We start from the raw sequence: 19,435 nt of genomic DNA on the forward strand, positions 1-19,435 counted from the left end.
GCGCACCGCGGTGCGCGGTGCGGGCCGAAGTCCGTGCCGGTGTGTCAGCTGTCGAGCGTGGGCAGCCAGGCGTCCACGGCCGCGGCCGTGGAGGCGGCCTCGTCCTCCAGGATCGTGAAGTGGGTCCCCGGCACCTCGCGCAGCGCGTGCTCGCCCTCCCACGAGGCGCGCCAGTCGTCCGTCCCCGCCCCGGTCGCGAACGACCGCTCCGGGCGGACGAAGAGGACGGGCGCGGACAGCGCCCCGGGCACGCAGTCGGTGATGAGGTCGCTGTAGCGGCTCATCGCGGCGAGCCGGGCGGCGCTGAACCGGCCGAAGGAGGCCTCCCTCTCCAGCATGCCCTCGAACATCTGGCGCCAGAGCTCGTCCTTGCCGTCGTCGCCGGGCAGGTAGGTGTCCAGCAGGACGACGGCCCGGGCCGGGGTGCCCGCCTTCTCCAGCACCTCCGCGGTCGCGTGGGCGAACTGCCCGCCGGAGGAGTAGCCCACCAGGACGAAGGGCTCACCCGAGGCGGCGGCGCGCACCTCTTCGGCGAACACCTCGACGGCCGCGTCGACCGACAGGGGCAGCGCGTCGGCCTTGCCGAAGCCCGGCACGGCGGGCACGACGACCTCCCGGCGGCCCCGGAAGTGCGCGGCGAAGCGCGCGTACTGCTGGGCGCCGCCGAGCGCCATGGGTGAGGGGAAGCAGATCAGCTTGGGGCCCTCGCCGCCCTGCGCGAGGCGTACGGGCTGCTCCAGCCCGCCCAGTTCGGCCGCCGAGGAGAACCCGGGCAGGATCTCGGCGACGGCGCCCAGCAGGGCCATGCCCTTCATCATGTTCCCGCCGGCCGCCGCGCGGCGCAGCAGGCCGCTGATCGACTCCGACTCCGCGGGGTCCTCCGCGGCGGGTGCCTCACCGCCCTCGGCGAGCCTGGTGCGCAGATGGGCGGCCAGCGCGGCCGGGGTGCCGTGCTCGAAGACGACTCCGGCCGGCAGGGTCAGCCCGGTCGCGCCGGCGAGCGCGTGCCGCAGCTCCGTGGCCGAGACCGAGTCCATTCCGGCCTCCAGGAAACCGGTGTCCGGGCCGACCTCCTCCGGGCCGGTGTGTCCGAGCACGGCGGCGGTGCGGGCCCGTACGAGGCCGGTCAGCAACTCCTCCCGGCCGGCCGGGGAGGCGGCCGCCAGCCGTTCGTGCAGGGGCTGCCTACCGTCAGGCTGCTGCGCGGCCCCGGGCTCCTCCGGGGCGGTGAGCGCTCCGACGGTCAGCGGGACGTCCGCCGCGAGCCAGTACCGCCGGTGCTGAAAGGCGTACGACGGCAGGGGCGCCGTTTCGGTGCCGGGGTACAGCGCCCGCCAGTCGGGCGCGAGGCCGTCCGCGTACAGCCGGGCCACGCCCTGCGCCAGCACCGCCGCTTCCTGCCCCTGCCGCCTGCCCAGGGCGACGAAGGTCCCCTCCGGGGCGCTCTCGCGAGCCATGCCGGTCAGGACGGCGTCGGGCCCCAGCTCGACGAAGCGGGCGGCACCCGCGTCGGCGAGGGCCCGTACGCCCGCCGCGAAACGGACCGGCTCGCGCACGTGGCGGACCCAGTACCCGGGGTCGGTCAGCAGGCCCTTCTCCGCAAGCCGCCCGGTCAGCGTCGATACGACGGGGATGCGCGGCTCGTGGAACGTCACACTCTCGGCGACGGCGCGGAAGTCGTCGAGCATGCCGTCCACGAGCGGCGAGTGGAAGGCGTGCGAGACCTTCAGCCGCCTGGTCCGCTCGAAGCCCTGCGCGATCCGCAGGACCTCGTCCAGCTCTCCCGAGATCACCACCGAGTCGGGGCCGTTGACGGCGGCCAGGCCCACCCGGTCGGTGAGCAGCGGGAGGACCTCCTCCTCCGGGGCCCGGACGGCGACCATCGCACCGCCTTCGGGCAGCGCCTGCATCAGGCGCCCGCGGGCCGCGACGAGGGTGCACGCGTCCTCCAGCGTGAGGACGCCCGCGACGTGCGCGGCGGCGAGCTCGCCGATCGAGTGCCCGGCGAGCAGGCCGGGCCGGATCCCCCACGACTCCAGCAGCCGGAACAGGGCGACTTCGTAGGCGAAGAGGCCGGTCTGCGCGTGGAGGGTCAGGTCGACCGCGTCGGCGTCCGTGCCGAAGAGGACGCCGGAGAGGCCGGTGCCGAGCGCCTCGTCCACCGCGTCGAAGGCCTCGGCGAACACCGGGTGGGCGGCCCGGAGCCCGGCGCCCATGCCGAGCCGCTGGGCGCCCTGCCCGGTGAAGAGGAACGCCGTGCGGCCGCCCTTGCGCGCGGTGCCCTGCACCACGGCCGGGGAGCTGTCCCCGGCGGCCAGGGCCCGCAGGCCGCGCAGCAGCCCGGCGCGGTCGGTGCCCACGACGGCGGCGCGGTCGCCGAAGACGGCCCGCCCGGTGCCCAGCGAGCGGGCGACGGCGGCCGGTTCGAGCTCCGTCCGCGCCTCGGCGAACGCGTGCAGGCGCTCGGCCTGGGCGGGCAGCGCCTGCCGGCCGCGGGCGGACAGCGGCCAGATCAGGACGGGCGGCACGGGGCCGGGCTCCGGCTGCTCCGGGAGGGGCTCGGCCGGGGCTTCTTCGATGATGGTGTGGGCGTTGGTGCCGCTGATGCCGAACGAGGAGACACCGGCCCGGCGCGGGCGGCCGTCGGCCTGCGGCCAGTCCCGCGCCTCCGTCAGCAGTTCGACGCTGCCCGAGGTCCAGTCGACCTGCCGCGAGGGCTCGCCTACGTGCAGGGTCCTGGGCAGGACGCCGTGGCGCATGGCCTGCACCATCTTGATGACCCCGGCCACGCCGGCGGCGGCCTGCGTGTGCCCGATGTTCGATTTGACCGAGCCCAGCCACAAGGGTTGTTCGCGGTCCCGGCCGTACGTGGCGAGCAGCGCCTGGGCCTCGATCGGGTCCCCGAGGGTGGTGCCGGTGCCGTGCGCCTCCACCACATCCACATCAGCAGCCGACAGCCCGGCGTTCTCCAGCGCCTGGCGGATCACGCGCTGCTGGGAGGGGCCGTTGGGCGCCGTCAGGCCGTTGGACGCACCGTCCTGGTTGACGGCCGAACCCCGCACGACGGCCAGGACGCGGTGCCCGTTGCGCCGCGCGTCCGACAGCCGCTCCACCACGAGGACGCCGACGCCCTCGGCGAATCCGGTGCCGTCCGCGCCGTCGGCGAAGGACTTGCATCGGCCGTCGGGCGAGAGCGCCCCCTGCCGGCTGAACTCGACGAACGTGCCGGGCGAGGCCATGACCGTGACCCCGCCGGCCAGCGCCAGGGTGCACTCGCCCTGACGCAGGGACTGGGCGGCCAGGTGGAGGGCGACGAGCGAGGACGAGCACGCGGTGTCGATGGACAGCGTCGGCCCTTCCAGGCCCAGGGTGTACGCCACCCGGCCCGAGACGATACTGCCCGAACCGAAACTCCCGAAATAGTCGTGGTACATCACCCCCGCGAACACACCCGTCCGGCTGCCCTTGAGAGAGCCCGGATCAATACCCGCACTCTCCAGCGCCTCCCACGAACCCTCCAGCAACAACCGCTGCTGCGGATCCATCAGCAACGCCTCACGCGGACTGATCCCGAAGAACCCCGCATCGAACTCCCCCGCATCGTGCAGGAACCCGCCTTCGGCGGTGTAGCTCCTGCCTTCGACGCCCGGTTGCGGGTCGTGGAGGCCGGGGTCCCAGCCGCGGTCGGCCGGGAAGCCGGTGATGCCGTCCCCGCCGTCCGCGACCAGGTCCCACAGCTCCTCGGGCGAGCGCACGCCGCCCGGGTACCGGCAGGCCATGCCGACGATCGCGATCGGCTCCCGCAGCGCGGCGGTCAGCTTGCGGTTCCGCTCCCGCAGCCGGTCGGCCTCCTTGAGCGAAGCGCGCAGCGCTTCGACCATCCTGGCGTCCGGTTTCTCGGGCTGAGCCACGTTCCCACTCCTTGTCACAGGGCGTCGTCGTCCCCGGCCGTACCTTCGAGAGCCAGGCTGATCAGGCTCTCCGCGTCCATGGCGTCGATCGACGCGCCGCTCTCGCCCTCCTGGTCCGCACCGGGCCGCGGCCGGACCCCGGCCAGTTCGAGCAGGCCGTCGAGCAGGCCCGCCTCGCGCAGGGCCGCCAGGGGCAGCCCCGCGAGGGCGCGGCGGACGGCTTCCTCCTCGGGTCCTTCGGCTCCCTCGGCACCGGCTGCGGGCTGCCCGGCCGGGGCCAGTTCGGCGGCCAGGTGGTCGGCGAGCGCCTGCGGGCTCGGGTAGTCGAAGATCAGCGTGGCCGGGAGCCGCAGTCCGGTCGCCTCGTTGAGGCCGTTGCGGAACTCGACCGCGGTCAGCGAGTCGAAGCCCATGTCGCCGAACGCGCGGTCCGGCTCGATGCCGGTGGTCCCCAGCACGGCCGCGGCCTGTTCGGCGACCACCTCCAGGAGCAGCGGGGTGCGCTCCTCCCCGGGCAGGCCCGCAAGCCGGTTGCGGAGCGCGGCGGAGGCGGTCGACGCGGCCCGGACGACGGGCCGGGGCGAGCGGACGAGGCCACGCAGCAGCGGCGGGATGCGGCCGGAGCGCGCCATGGCGGCCGTGTCGAGCCGGGCCGGCATCAGCACGGTCTGCTCGTGGCCGGACGCGGCGTCGAACAGGGCCAGGCCCTCGTCCTCGCCGAGGCCGGTCACGCCCGCCTGGGCCAGGCGCCGGGTGTCGGCCTCGCCGAGGCGGTCGGCCATGCCCCCGCCGCCGGACCAGGCGCCCCAGGCCAGGGAGACGGCCGGCAGCCCCGCCGCCCTGCGGTGCACGGCCAGGGCGTCGAGGAAGGCGTTGGCCGCGGCGTAGCTCGCCTGTCCGGGGCTGCCGAGTAGGCCGGCGGCCGAGGAGAAGAGGACGAACGCCGACAGCGGCTCGTCCTTGGTGAGCTCGTGGAGGTGCCATGCCGCGTCCGCCTTGGGACGGAGCACGGTGTCGAGGCGCTCGGGCGTCAGCGAGTCGATCACGCCGTCGTCGAGGACGCCGGCGGTGTGCACGACGCCGTTGACCGGGTGCTCGGCCAGGAGCCGCTGCAGGGCGTCCCGGTCGGCGGCGTCGCAGGCGGCGACGGTGACGTCGGCGCCCAGTGCGGCGAGCTCGGCGCGCAGTGCGCCCGCCCCGGGGGCGTCGGGGCCACGCCTGCTGGTCAGCACCAGCTTGGTCACGCGGTGTTCGGTGACCAGGTGGCGTGCCACGAGGCGGCCGAGCGCGCCGGTCCCGCCGGTGACGAGCACGGTCCCGTGCCAGTCGGCCGTCCGTGCGGCGGAGTGCGCGGCCCGGGTGAGCCGCGGTGCGCTGAGGACGCCCGAGCGCAGGGCGAGCTGGGGTTCGCCGGTCGCGACGGCCGCGGGCAGCAGCCGGTACGCGTCGGGGGCGTGCGTGTCGAGGTCGATCAGGACGATGCGGCCGGGGTGTTCGGACTGCGCGGACCGCAGCAGGCCCCAGGCGGCGGCTCCGGCCAGGTCGGTGACGTCCTCGCCGTCGGTGCTGACGGCCCCGCCGGTCACGACGGCCAGGATCGAGTCCCCGAACCGGGGGTCGGCGAGCCAGGTCCGGAGGCGGCCGAGCAGGGCGGCCGTGCCGGAGCGGACGGCGTCGGGGCCGTCGCCGCCGGTGCAGGGCAGTACGAGCACGTCGGCCGGGCCGGAGCGATGTGCCGCGGCCCCGTCGAGGTCCGCGGCCCCGTCGAGATCCGCGACCGCGTGGACGGCCGCGACCTCCCCTTCGAGGGCGCCGGTGATCCCGTGCTCGTCGTCGAGCACGGCCCAGCGTCCGGTGCCGGGGGCCGCGTCGTCGCCGGACGCCTTGACCCACTCCAGGGCGAACAGGGTGTCGCTCCGGCCCGCGGCCGCGGCGGCGAGGTGGTCGGCGGAGACCTCGCGCAGCGTCAGCGACGCCACGGACAGCACCGGTACGCCCAGGCCGTCGGTGGCCTCGATCCGCACGGCGCCGGGGCCGTTGCCCGTGATCCGTACGCGCAGAGCGGTCGCCCCGGCGGCGTGCAGCGCTACACCGGTCCAGGCGAACGGCAGCGTCATGCGCTCGGCGACGCCCTCCCGCAGTCCGATCGCGTGCAGCGCGGCGTCGAACAGCGCCGGGTGCAGGGCGAACGCGTCGCTCTCCACGGGCAGTTCGATCTCCGCGAAGACGTCGTCGCCGCGCCGCCAGGCGGCGCGCAGGCCCTGGAAGCCCGGCCCGTACTCGGCGCCGAGCGCGGCCAGCCGCTCGTACACGCCGTCCAGGTCGAGCGGTTCGGCGGCGGGCGGCCAGGCCTCCGGCGCGGCGACGGGGGCGGGGGCGGTCCCGGCCGTCAGGAGGCCGGTGGCGTGCGTGGTCCACGGCTCGCCCGCGGCGGCCGCGGAGTAGACCCGCAAGGCCCGGGCTCCGGAGGCGTCGGGTTCGCTCACGGTGCACTGCAGGCGCACGGTGCCGTGCTCGGGCAGGACGAGGGGTTCGGCGATGGTCAGTTCCTCGACCGTGCCGCACCCGGCGCGTTCCCCGGCGGCCAGCGCCATCTCCACGAACGCCGTGCCCGGGAGCAGGACCGTGCCACCGACGGCGTGGCCGGCGAGCCACGGGTGGCTCTGCAGGGAGAGGGTGCCGGTGAAGAGCAACCCGTCGGCGCCGGCCAGTTCCACGGCGGTGCCGAGCAGGGGGTGGTCCGTGGCCGCCCGGTGGCCGGGGGCGTCGCTCGCCATCCAGTAGCGGCGGCGCTGGAAGGCGTACGTGGGCAGGTCGACGCCGCGCCCGTCGGGCAGCAGCCGCGCCCAGTCCACCGCGGCGCCGTGGGCGTGGAGCGCGCCGAGTGCGGCGGTGACCGCGGTGGGCTCGTCCTTGTCCTTGCGCAGCAGGGGGATCAGGGCGGCGTCGCCGGTCAGGCAGTCGGCGGCCATGGCGGTCAGCACCCCGCCGGGGCCGATCTCGGCGAAGCGCCGCACGCCCGTTTCTTCGAGGGTGCGCACGGCGTCGGCGAACCGCACCGCCTCGCGGGCGTGCCGCACCCAGTACTCGGGCGTGCACAGCTCGTCCGCGCTCGCCCGGGCGCCGGTGAGGGCGGAGACGAGCGGGATGCGGGGCGGGTGGAAGGCCAGGCCCTCGGCGATCTCGCGGAACGCGTCGAGTGCGGGTTCCATGAGGGGCGAGTGGAAGGCGTGGCTCACGGCGAGTTCGCGGGTCCGCTCGAAGCGGCCGGCGATCGCGCGGACCTCCTGCGCGGGGCCCGAGAGGACGACGGAGTCCGGGCCGTTGACGGCGGCGATGCTCACGTCGCCGGTCAGCAGGGGTGCGACCGCGTCCTCGGCGGCCTTGACGGCCACCATGGTGCCGCCCGCGGGCAGGGCCTGCATGAGCCGGCCGCGGGCGGCGATCAGCGTCGCGGCGTCGGCGAGGGACCACACGCCCGCGACGTGGGCGGCGGCGAACTCGCCGACGGAGTGGCCGGCCAGCAGGTCCGGCCGGACGCCCCAGGTCTCCAGCAGCCGGAAGAGGGCGACCTCGACGGCGAACAGGGCGGGCTGGGTGTACTCGGTGCGCTCCAGCAGCTCCGCGGAGGGCAGGACGTCGCGCAGGGGCCGCTCCAGGAGCGGGTCGAGGTGGGCGCAGACCTCGTCGAGGGCGGCGGCGAAGGCCGGGAAGGCCGCGGCCAGTTCCAGGCCCATGCCGGCGAGCTGGGAGCCCTGGCCGGAGAAGAGGAAGGCGAGCTTGCCGTCGGTCGCCGTGCCGGTCGCCACGGACGGCGAGGCGCCGCCGGCGGCCAGCGCGCGCAGGCCGCGCAGGAGTTCCTCGCGGTCGCCGCCGGTGACGGCCGCGCGGTGGGCGAGCGCCGCCCGCCCGCCGGCGAGGGCGCCGGCGACGCGGTGCGGGTCGAGGTCGTCGCGGTCCTCCAGGTGGGCCAGCAGCCGTCCGGCCTGGGCGCGCAGGGCGTCCTGATCGTGGCCGGACAGCAGCCACGGTACGGCGGGGAGCGGTGCGGTCCGCGGCTCCGGCGCGGGGTCGGCGTCCGCCGGGGCGGCTTCGAGGACGACGTGCGCGTTGGTGCCGCTGATGCCGAAGGAGGAGATGCCGGCGCGGCGCGGGCGCCCGTACTCCGGCCACGCGCGGGATTCGGTGAGGAGCCGTACGGTGCCGTCCGACCAGTCGACGTGCCGGGACGGCTCGTCGACGTGCAGGGTCCTGGGCAGCACCTCGTGGCGCAGGGCCTGCACCATCTTGATCACGCCGGCGACGCCGGCCGCGGCCTGCGTGTGCCCGATGTTCGATTTGACCGAGCCCAGCCACAGCGGGCGGTCGCCGGTGTGCTCCTTGCCGTAGGTGGCGATCAGGGCCTGGGCCTCGATGGGGTCGCCCAGGGTGGTGCCGGTGCCGTGCGCCTCCACGACGTCGACGTCGGCGCCGGACACGCCCGCGGCGGCCAGGGCCCGGCGGATGACGCGCTGCTGGGCGGGGCCGTTGGGGGCGGTGATCCCGTTGGAGGCGCCGTCCTGGTTCACGGCGGTGCCGCGGACGACGGCGAGGACGCGGTGCCCGTTGCGGCGGGCGTCGGAGAGCCGTTCGAGGAGGAGGACGCCCGCGCCCTCGCCGAAGCCCGTGCCGTTGGCCGCGTCGGCGAAGGGGCGGCAGCGGCCGTCGCGCGACAGGCCGCGCTGGCGGCTGAACTCGACGAAGGTCCCCGGGGTGGCCATCACCGTGACGCCGCCGGCCAGGGCGAGCGTGCACTCGCCGCGGCGCAGGGACTGCACCGCCAGGTGCAGGGCCACCAGCGACGAGGAGCAGGCGGTGTCCACCGACAGCGTCGGCCCCTCCAGGCCGAGGGTGTAGGCGACGCGGCCCGAGACGACGCTGCCGGAGCCGAAGCTGCCGAAGTAGTCGTGGTACATGACGCCGGCGAACACGCCGGTCTGGCTCCCGCGCAGCCCGGCCGGGTCGATGGCGGCCCGTTCGAGGGCCTCCCACGACGTCTCCAGCAGCAGGCGCTGCTGGGGGTCGGTGACGAGCGCCTCTTCGGGGTCCATGCCGAAGAAGGCGGCGTCGAAGTCGCCCGCGTCGTGCAGGAACCCGCCGTGCCGGGCGTAGCTGGTGCCCTCGCGGTCGAGGGTCGGGTCGTAGAGGGCCTCCAGGTCCCAGCCGCGGTCGGCGGGGAACTCGCCGATGGCGTCGGTCTCCCCGGCGATCAGCCGCCACAGGTCCTCGGGGGAGTCGACGCCGCCGGGGTAGCGGCAGCTCATCCCGATGATCGCGACGGGCTCGTCGTCGGTCGCGGCGGCAGGCGTCTCGGCGGGTGCCGCGTCGAGCCCGCCGACGAGCTCGGCGAGCAGGTGACGGGCGAGGCCGGCGGGGCTGGGGTGGTCGAAGACCACGGTCGCGGGCAGCCGCAGCCCGGTGGCCGCGCTCAGCCCGTTGCGCAGCTCGACGGCCGCCAGGGAGTCGAATCCCAGCTCCCGGAAGGCCTTGTCGCGCTCGACGGCGTCGCCCGACCGGTGGCCGAGGACGGCGGCGACGTGCGTGCGCACGAGGTCGACCAGGACCGGCTCGCGCTCGGCCTCCGGCAGGCCCGCCAGGCGTGCGCGCAGCGAGTCGGTGCCGGTGGCGGGGCCGCCGGAGGCCGCCTGCCTGCGGCCTCGGACCAGGCCGCGGAAGAGCGGTGCCGGGCCGTCGGGTTGGGCGCGCAGGGCAGCGAGGTCCAGCTTGACGGGGAGCACGGCCGCATCCTGCGCCCGCAGCGCCGCGTCGAAGAGGGCGAGGCCCTCCTCGTTCTCCAGGGCGGCCACGCCGCCCCGGGAGATGCGGGAGCGGTCGGTGGCGTCGAGGGTGCCGGTCATGCCGCCGGACTGGGCCCACAGGCCCCAGGCCATGGACTGCGCGGGCAGGCCCAGGGCGCGGCGGTGCGCGGCCAGGGCGTCGAGGAAGGCGTTGGCGGCGGCGTAGTTGGCCTGTCCGGGCGAGCCGAGCGTCGCGGCGGCCGAGGAGAACAGGACGAACGCCTGCAGGTCCAGTCCGGCGGTGAGCTCGTGCAGGTGCCAGGCGGCGTCCACCTTGGGGCGCAGCACCGTGTCGAGGTGCTCCGGCGTGAGCGAGGAGAGGACGCCGTCGGCGAGGACGCCGGCCGCGTGGATCACGGCGGTCAGCGGCTGCCCGGCGGGGATCGCGGCGAGCACCGCGGCGAGGGCGGCACGGTCGGCGACGTCGCAGGCGGCCGTGGTGACCTGTGCGCCGAGCGCGGTGAGGTCGGCGACGAGAGCGTCGTCCGCGCCGCGGCGGCTGAGCAGCAGCAGGTGCCGCGCGCCCCGTCCGGTGACCAGGTGGCGGGCGATCAGGCCGCCGAGGGCGCCGGTCGCGCCGGTCACCAGGACCGTGCCCTGGCTCAGATCCGCCGCGGGGCCGGTGTCGTCCGCCGTTTCGGCACGGGCGAGCCGGGGGACGTGGACGGCTCCGTCGCGCAGGGCGACGTGCGGCTCCCCCGCGGCGAGCGCGGCGGCCAGCGCGTCGTCGTCCGGGGCGTCGGTGCCGTCGGTCTCGACGAGGACGATGCGGCCGGGGTTCTCCGTCTGGGCCGAGCGGGTCAGGCCCGCGGCCGCGGCGCCGGCCGGGTCGGGGCCGGTGACGACGATCAGGGGCGCGTCGCCGGCGAGGCCGTCGCGCAGCCGGTCGAGGAGGTCGGCGACGCCCGCCCGTACCTCCTCGGCGTTCGTCCCGGCCCGCGCGTGCAGGACGTCGTGGCCCTGGACGGGTTCGGCGGTGCCGGCGGGTGCGGGGACCCACTCGACGCGGTAGAGCGAGCCGGCGCGGGCCGACCGGGCGGCCGCGGCGAGCTGTTCGGCGGGGATCGGGCGCAGGGCGAGGGAGCCGACGGTGGCCACGGGTGCCCCGGTGGCGTCGGCGAGCGTCAGGGCGACCGCGCCCTCGGCCCCGGCGGGCCGTACGCGGACGCGCAGGTCCGTCGCCCCGGTCGCGTGCAGCTGCACGTCGGACCAGGCGAACGGCAGGAGGGCGTCGTCACCGGCGACGGAGGTGAGGCCGACGGCGTGCAGGGCGGCGTCCGACAGGGCCGGGTGGAGACCGAATCCGTCGACCTGCTCGCCCAGGCTCACCTCCGCGTAGACGTCCTCACCGAGACGCCAGGCGGCGCGCAGGCCCCGGAAGGCGGGCCCGTAGGCCAGGCCGGCCTCGGCGAGCTGCTCGTAGATGCCCTCCAGGGCGACCGGTTCGGCACCGGCGGGCGGCCACACGGCCGGTTCGGGCTCGGCGGGGGTGCCCGCCGGGGCCAGCAGGCCGTCGGCGTGGCGGGTCCACGGCAGCTCGTCCCCGGCGCTCTCGGCGCGGGAGTAGACGGTCACGGGCCGCACGGCCCCCTCACCGGCCTCGCCGACGACGACCTGCAGCTGGACGGCTCCGTGCTCCTGCAGCACCAGGGGGGCCTGCAGCGTGAGTTCGGTGACGCGTCCGCAGCCGACCTGGTCGCCGGCGCGCACGGCCAGTTCGAGGTAGCCGGTGCCGGGGAACAGCAGCTCCCCGCCGACGACGTGGTCGGCCAGCCACGGGTGGGTGCCCACCGACAGGCGGCCGGTGAGGACCGCGCCGTCGGCGTCGGCGCGCGCCATCGCCGCACTCAGCAGGGGGTGGTCCGTCGGGGCGAGGCCGGCGGAGGTGACGTCGGCGTTGCCGGAGGCGCTGTCCAGCCAGAACCGCTCGTGCTCGAACGCGTACGTCGGCAGGTCCACGCGGCGCGGCCGGCCGCCGTCGGCCAGGGCCGTCCAGTCGACCCGCGCGCCGTGGACGTGGGCCTCGGCGAGGGCGGCGGCGAACCGCTCCCGGCCGCCTTCGTCGCGGCGCAGCGAGCCGACGGCGGTGACGCCGTCGTCGGTCTCCTGGATGCCGAGGGTGAGGACGGGGTGCGGGCTGGACTCGATGAAGAGCCCGTGGCCCTTGCCGACGGCCGCCCGCGTGGCCTGCTCGAAGAGCACGGTCTGCCGGAGGTTGGTGTACCAGTACGCGGCGTCCAGCCCGGTGGTGTCGAGGAGTCCGCCGGTGACCGTCGAGTAGAAGGGCACGTCGGACGGGCGCGGCCGGACGTCCGCCAGGGCGTCGAGGAGGCGCTCGCGGATCGTCTCGACCTGCGCGGAGTGCGAGGCGTAGTCGACCGGCAGCCGCTTGACGCGGATCCCCTCGTCCTTGAGCCGTTCCTGCAGGAGGTCCAGGGCGCCGCTCTCGCCGGAGACCACCACCGAACCGGAGCCGTTGACGGCCGCGACGGAGAGTGTCCCGTCCCAGGCGGCCAGCCGGCGGGCGACCTCGTCGGCGGGCAGGGCGACGGACATCATGCCGCCGCCTCCGGAGAGGTCCTCGGCGATGGCCTTGCTGCGCAGGGTGACGATGCGGGCGCCGTCCTCCAGGGACAGGGCGCCGGCGGCGCAGGCCGCGGCGATCTCGCCCTGGGAGTGGCCGATCACGGCGGCGGGGCGCACCCCGTACGCGCTCCAGGTCTTCGCGAGCGAGACCATGACCGCCCACAGCAGCGGCTGGACGACGTCCACGCGGTCCAGCGGGCCGCGCAGTTCGGCCGTGAAGTCCCAGTCGACGAAGGGGGCGCAGGCGGCGGCGCAGTCGTTCATGGCGGCCGCGAACACCGGCGATTCGTCGATGAGTTCGGTGGCCATGCCCTGCCACTGCGAGCCCTGGCCGGGGAAGACGAACACCGGCCGGGCGGTGCCGGCGGCGATCCCTTCGACCAGGCCGGGTGCGCCGGTGCCCTCGGCCAGGGCGGCGAGGGAGCCGCGCAGGGCGGCGCGGTCCGTGCCGGTGACCGCCGCCCGGTGGGCGAAGTGGGCCCGGGCGGTGGCGAGGGAGAAGCCGACGTCGGACGGGTCGAGGTCCGGGTGGGCGTCCAGGTGGGCCAGCAGCCGCTCCGCCTGGGCGGGCAGGGCCGCCCGGGTCTTCGCGGACAGCAGCCACGGCATAGAGGGGCCGGCCGCGGTCCGCGCCTGCGGTGCGGTGTCCGCCGGGGCTTCTTCGATGATGGTGTGCGCGTTGGTGCCGCTGATGCCGAACGAGGAGACGCCCGCCCGGCGCGGACGGCCGTCGGCCCGCGGCCACGGGCGTGCTTCCGTGAGCAGTTCCACGCTGCCCTCGGTCCAGTCCACCTGGTCCGACGGCTCGTCGACGTGCAGGGTCCTGGGCAGGACGCCGTGGCGCATGGCCTGCACCATCTTGATGACCCCGGCCACGCCGGCGGCGGCCTGCGTGTGGCCGATGTTGGACTTCAGCGAGCCGAGCCACAGAGGGCGGTCCCCGGGCCGGTCCTGGCCGTACGTGGCGAGCAGCGCCTGAGCCTCGATGGGGTCGCCCAGGGTGGTGCCGGTGCCGTGCGCCTCGACAGCGTCGACGTCCGCGGTGGACAGTCCGGCGTTCTCCAGCGCCTGGCGGATCACGCGCTGCTGGGACGGGCCGTTGGGCGCCGTCAGGCCGTTGGACGCACCGTCCTGGTTGACGGCCGAGCCCCGCACGACGGCCAGGACGCGGTGGCCGTTGCGGCGGGCGTCGGAGAGCCGCTCCACGACGAGGACGCCGACGCCCTCGCCCCAGACGGTGCCGCCCGCCGAGGTGGCGAAGGCGCGGCAGGTGGCGTCGGCGGCGAGCGCTCCCTGGCGGCTGAACTCCACGAAGGTGTCGGGGGTGGCCATCACGGCGACACCGCCCACCAGGGCGAGCGAGGACTCGCCCTGGCGCAGGGACTGGACGGCGAGGTGGAGGGCGACGAGCGAGGACGAGCACGCGGTGTCGATGGACAGCGTCGGCCCTTCCAGGCCCAGGGTGTACGCCACCCGGCCCGAGACGATGCTTCCCGAACCGAAACTCCCGAAGTAGTCGTGGTACATCACCCCCGCGAACACACCCGTCCGGCTGCCCTTGAGAGTGCCCGGATCAATACCCGCACTCTCCAGCGCCTCCCACGAACCCTCCAGCAACAACCGCTGCTGCGGATCCATCAGCAACGCCTCACGCGGACTGATCCCGAAGAACCCCGCATCGAACTCCCCCGCGTCATGCAGGAACCCGCCCCGCCGTACGTAGGTGGTGTCCGGGCGCTCGCCCGTGGGGTCGTAGATGCGGTCGGTGTCCCAGCCGCGGTCGACGGGGAAGTCGCTGATGGCGTCGGTCTCGTCGGCGACCAGCTGCCACAGCCCGTCCGGGGAGGTCACCCCGCCGGGATAGCGGCAGGCCATGCCGACGATGGCGACGGGCTCGTCGGTGCGGGCCGCGGTGGTGGTCCGAGTGGCCTTGCGGGGCCCGGTGCGCGCGCCCTCGGCCTGTTCGGCGAGGTGGGCGGCGAGCGCCTGGGAGGAGGGGTAGTCGAAGACGAGCGTCGAGGGGAGGCGCTGCCCGGTCTCGGCGGCGAGGGCGTTGCGCAGCTCGATCGCGGCGAGCGAGTCGAAGCCCAGGTCCTGGAAGGCCCGTTCGGGGTCGACGGCCTCCGGGCTGCTGTGCCCGAGGACGACCGCGACCTGGGTGCGCACGAGCTGCAGCAGCGCGTCCAGGCGCTCCGCCCCGCCCAGCCCGTCGAGCCGCTCGGCGAGGGAGAGGCCCGCGCCCTCGGTGACGGCGGCCTCGCGGCGGACCGTGCGGCCGGCGAGGGAACGGAAGACGGGGGCGAGGGCTGCCCCTTGGGCGCGCAGCGCCGGCAAGCCGAGCCGTACGGGCGCGACGGCCGCGTGCCCGGTGCGGCGGGCGAGGTCGAAGAGGGCCACGCCCTCCTCTTCGGAGAGCGGGGCCATGCCGCCGCGGGAGATCCTGGCCCGGTCGGCGTCGTCCAGGCTGCTGGTCATGCCGCCGGTGGGCGCCCACGGGCCCCAGGCCAGCGAGAGGGCGGGCAGGCCCCGGGCGTGCCGGTGGGCGGCGAGGGCGTCGAGGAAGGCGTTGGCCGCGGCGTAGTTGCCCTGTCCGGGGGCGCCGACGACGCCGGCGACGGAGGAGAAGAGCACGAAGGCCCGCAGGTCCGCCCCGGCGGTCAGCTCGTGCAGGTGGAGCGCGCCGTCGGCCTTGGGGCGCAGCACGGCGTCGAGGCGCTCGGGGGTCAGGGAGGCGACCACGCCGTCGTCGAGGACGCCCGCGGCGTGGACGACGGCGGTGAGCGGGTGGGCGGCGGGGATGCCGGCCAGGGCCGCGGCGAGGGCGGCGCGGTCGGCCACGTCGCAGGCGGCGACGGTGGCGTGCGCGCCGAGGGCGGCCAGTTCGTCGACGAGCTCCCCGGCGGCGCCGCTCCTGCTGAGCAGCAGGAGCCTGCGGGCTCCGAGGGCGGTCACCAGGTGCCGGGCGAGGACGGGGCCGAGGCCGCCGGTCGCCCCGGTCAGGAGCACGGTGCCGTCGGGGTCGAGCCCGGGAGCGTCGTCGGCGGTGGGCGGGGCGGCGGTCAGCCTGGCCGCGTAGGCGGCTCCGTCCCGCAGGGCCACCTGCGGCTCGTCCGTGGCGAGCGCGAGCTCTGCGGACGTGCGGGTGTCGGCGGCCTGGTCGAGGTCGAGCAGGACGAAGCGGCCCGGGTTCTCCGACTGGGCGGAGCGCACGAGCCCCCAGACGGCGGCGCCGGCCAGGTCCGGCACGTCCTCGCCGGCGACGGAGACGGCTCCGCGGGTGACGATCACGAGGGGGCGCGGGTCGTCGGCCTGGAGCGCCTCCAGGGCCGTACGGGTCGCTGCGCGGACGGCGTCGGCGTCGCTCCCGGCGGTGCTCTCCAGGAGGCGGTGGCCGGTGTCGGCGGCGGGGGCGGTCTGCTGGGGCAGCGGGGTCCAGCCGAGGCGGAACAGCGCGTCCGCGGCGGGGTCCTGTGCGTGCTTGAGGTGCGTCAGGGGCCGCGAGGCGAGGGTGGTCACCGTCGCCACGGGCGCGCCGGTCGCGTCCGCGAGGTCGACGGCGAAGGCGTGGGCGCCGGCCGGGGTGAGCCGTACCCGGAGCACGGACGCGCCCGCGGCGTGCAGCGAGACGCCCGCGAACATGAAGGGCAGGCGTGCGGTCTCGTCGTCGGAGCCGTCGCCGATGAGGGCGAGGGCGTGCAGGGCGGCGTCGAAGGCCGCGGGGTGCAGGCCGAAGCGGCCGGCGTCGGCGGCGGGCCCCTCGGGCAGCCGCACCTCGGCGAAGACCTCGCTGCCGCGCCGCCAGGCGGCCCGCAGGCCCTGGAAGACCGGGCCGTAGTGCAGTCCGGAGGCGGCGTGCCGCTCGTACAGGCCGGTGGTGTCCAGTTCCTCGGCGTCCGCCGGGGGCCAGGCGGTGAGGGGTTCCCCGGGGGCCGCGGGGGCGCTGCCGAGCAGGCCGGTGGCGTGGCGGGTCCACGGCAGTCCGGCGGGGGCGTTCTCGGGCCGGGAGTAGATGCTCACGGTGCGGCTGTCGGCGGGGCCGGGGGCACCGGCGGTCACCTGCACGCGGACGCCGTCGCGCTCGGGCAGGACGAGCGGCGCTTCGAGGGTCAGCTCCTCCAGGTGGCCGCAGCCGACCTGGTCGCCCGCCCGGACGGCCAGTTCGACCATGGCGGTGCCGGGCACCACCACGGCCTCGCCGACCACGTGGTCGGCGAGCCAGGGGTGCGTGCGGACCGCGAGGCGGCCGGTGAAGACGGCGCCGCCCTCGTCGGCGAGCATGGTGGTGGCGCCGAGCAGCGGGTGCTCGGCCGGGTCCAGTCCCGCGGAGGCGACGTCGCCGGCGGAGGCCGGGACGTCCGCCCAGAAGCGTTCGCGCCGGAAGGCGGTGGTGGGCAGCTCGACGCGCCGGGCGCCTTCGAAGAGCGCGGCCCAGTCCGGGGAGTGGCCGCTGACGTGCAGCTGTGCGACCGCCGTCAGCAGCGTCTCCGGCTCCGGGCGCCCGCGCCGGGTGGCGGAGGCGAGGACGGCGCCTGCGGCCTTGTCCTCGCCGAGGCAGTCGCGCGCCATGGCGGTGAGGACCGCGTCCGGGCCGAGCTCCAGGAAGCGGGTGACGCCCGCCTCTTCGAGGGCGCGGACGCCGTCGTGGAAGCGGACGGCTTCGCGGACGTGGCGGACCCAGTACTCCGGCGAGGTCATCTCGTCCGCGGCGAGGCGGCCGTTCACGTTCGACACGACGGGTATCTCGGCCCTGGCGTACGCGACGCTCTCGGCGACCGCGCGGAACTCCGCCAGCATCGGCTCCATCAGCGGGGAGTGGAAGGCGTGGGAGACCGCGAGCCGCTTGGTCTTCCCGAAGCGGGCGGCCAGCTCCGTGACGGCGTCCTCGGCGCCGGAGACGACGACGGCCCCGGGGCCGTTGACGGCCGCGATGCCGACGCCCTCGGACAGCAGCGGGGTCACCTCGGCCTCGGCCGCCCGCACGGCGACCATCGCGCCGCCCTCGGGCAGGGCCTGCATCAGCCGGCCGCGGGCCTCGACGAGGGTGCAGGCGTCCTTCAGGGTGAGGACGCCCGCGACGTGGGCGGCCGCCAGCTCGCCGATCGAGTGGCCGGCCAGGAAGTCCGGCCGCAGCCCCCAGGACCCGACGAGCCGGAACAGGGCGACCTCGACCGCGAACAGGGCCGCCTGGGTGCAGGCCGTCCGGTTCAGCGGCCCGGGGTCGGAGCCGAAGACGGTCTCCCGCAGCCCGGCGAGCGACGGCCCGAAGTGGCCGCACACCTCGTCGAAGGCGCGGGCGAAGACGGGGAACTCCGCGTACAGCTCCCTGCCCATGCCCGGGCGCTGGGCGCCCTGGCCGGTGAAGAGGAAGGCGGTCAGCCCCTTGGCGGCGCGGCCGCGCAGGGTGCCCGCGGACTCCTCGGCCAGCGCGGCCAGCCCGCCGAGCAGCTCCTCGCGGCTGCGCCCGAGGACGACGGCCCGGTGCGGGTACGCGGTCCTCGTCGTGGCCAGGGAGAAGCCGACGTCGACGGGGTCGAGCGAGCCGGCGACGGCCGCGAGGCGGGCCGCCTGGTCGCGCAGCGCCGCGGCCGTACGGCCCGAGACGATCCACGGCACGAGACCGGCCGCGGCGGCGGGCGCTGCTGCGGGCGCTTCCTGCGGCGTCTCCTCCTCGGCCGGGGCCTGCTCGATGATGGTGTGGGCGTTGGTGCCGCTCGCGCCGAAGGAGGAGATGCCGGCCCGGCGCGGACGCCCGTCGGCCTCCGGCCACTCCTGGTTCCGCGTGAGCAGCCGGACGTCCCCGGCCGACCAGTCGACCTGCGCCGACGGCTCGTCCACGTGCAGGGTGCGCGGGAGCACCCCGTGCCGCATCGCCATGACCATTTTGATCACGCCGGCGACGCCGGCCGCGGCCTGCGTGTGCCCGATGTTCGACTTGACGGAGCCCAGCCACAGCGGCCGGTCGCCGGGACGGCCCTGTCCGTAGGTCGCCAGCAGCGCCTGGGCCTCGATGGGGTCACCCAGGGTGGTGCCGGTGCCGTGCGCCTCGACGGCGTCGACGTCGGACGCGGACAGCCGTGCGTTGGCCAGTGCCTGGCGGATGACGCGCTGCTGGGACGGGCCGTTGGGGGCCGTCAGGCCGTTGGACGCGCCGTCCTGGTTGACGGCCGAGCCCCGCACGAGGGCCAGCACGCGCCGGCCGTTGCGGCGGGCGTCGGAGAGCCGCTCCAGGAGCAGCATGCCGGCGCCCTCGCCCCAGCCGGTGCCGTCGGCGCCGTCGGCGAAGGACTTGCACCGGCCGTCGGGGGCCAGGCCCCGCTGCCGGCTGAAGGCGATGAAGGAGCCGGGGGTCGACATGACGGTCGCGCCGCCGGCCAGGGCCAGCGAGCACTCCTTCTGCCGCAGGGCCTGCACCGCCAGGTGCAGGGCGACCAGGGCGGAGGAGCAGGCGGTGTCGATGGTGACCGAGGGTCCCTCGATGCCGAGGGTGTACGAGATGCGGCCGGAGATCACCGCGGCGAGACTGCCGGTGCCCAGGGCCGCCTCGGTGTCCTGCGGCAGCCTGGCGAGGAGGTCGCGGTAGTCCTGGCCGTTGGTGCCGGCGAACACGCCGACCTGGGCGCCGCGCACCGCGTCCGGTGCGATGCCCGCGCGTTCCAGGGCCTCCCAGGAGACCTCCAGCAGCAGGCGCTGCTGGGGGTCCATGGCGACGGCCTCGCGGGGCGAGATGCCGAAGAAGTCGGGCTCGAAGCCGCCCGCGTCGTGCAGGAACCCGCCCCGGCGCACGTAGCTCTTGCCGGCGGCGTCGGGGTCCGGGTCGTAGAGGGAGTCGACGTCCCAGCCGCGGTCGGCGGGGAAGTCGGTGATGGCGTCGGTGCCGTCGTGGACGAGCTGCCAGAGCTCCTCCGGTGTGCTGACGCCTCCGGGGAAGCGGCAGCTCATGCCGACGATGGCGATCGGTTCTTCGTCGCCGCTCTCCACGTCCCGCAGCCGCTGCCGTGTCTGGTGCAGATCCGCGGTGACCCTCTTGAGGTAGTCGAGCAGCTTGTCATCGTTGGTCATCGGGTGTCGCCACTTCTGTGCGGAAAGATTCGGCTGCAGGCG

The 19,435-nt window shown here is 76.1% G+C and carries 2 protein-coding genes; both read right to left on the reverse strand.

What is annotated here, in order from left to right; all coding sequences use genetic code 11:
* Positions 1-44 precede the first annotated feature (44 nt).
* Positions 45-3,911: a type I polyketide synthase gene (locus ACSNOG_RS01845; protein WP_436750714.1), complete on the reverse strand. Its 3,867-nt coding sequence runs from the start codon at positions 3,909-3,911 to the stop codon at positions 45-47.
* 14 nt (positions 3,912-3,925) lie between these two features.
* A complete protein-coding gene (locus tag ACSNOG_RS01850) occupies positions 3,926-19,432 on the reverse strand; it encodes an SDR family NAD(P)-dependent oxidoreductase (protein ID WP_436750747.1) in 15,507 nt (5,168 codons plus the stop codon).
* Between the last annotated feature and the right edge of the window lie 3 nt (positions 19,433-19,435).

This window comes from Streptomyces sp. URMC 124 (genome assembly GCF_051386455.1).
Classification (GTDB): Bacteria; Actinomycetota; Actinomycetes; order Streptomycetales; family Streptomycetaceae; genus Streptomyces.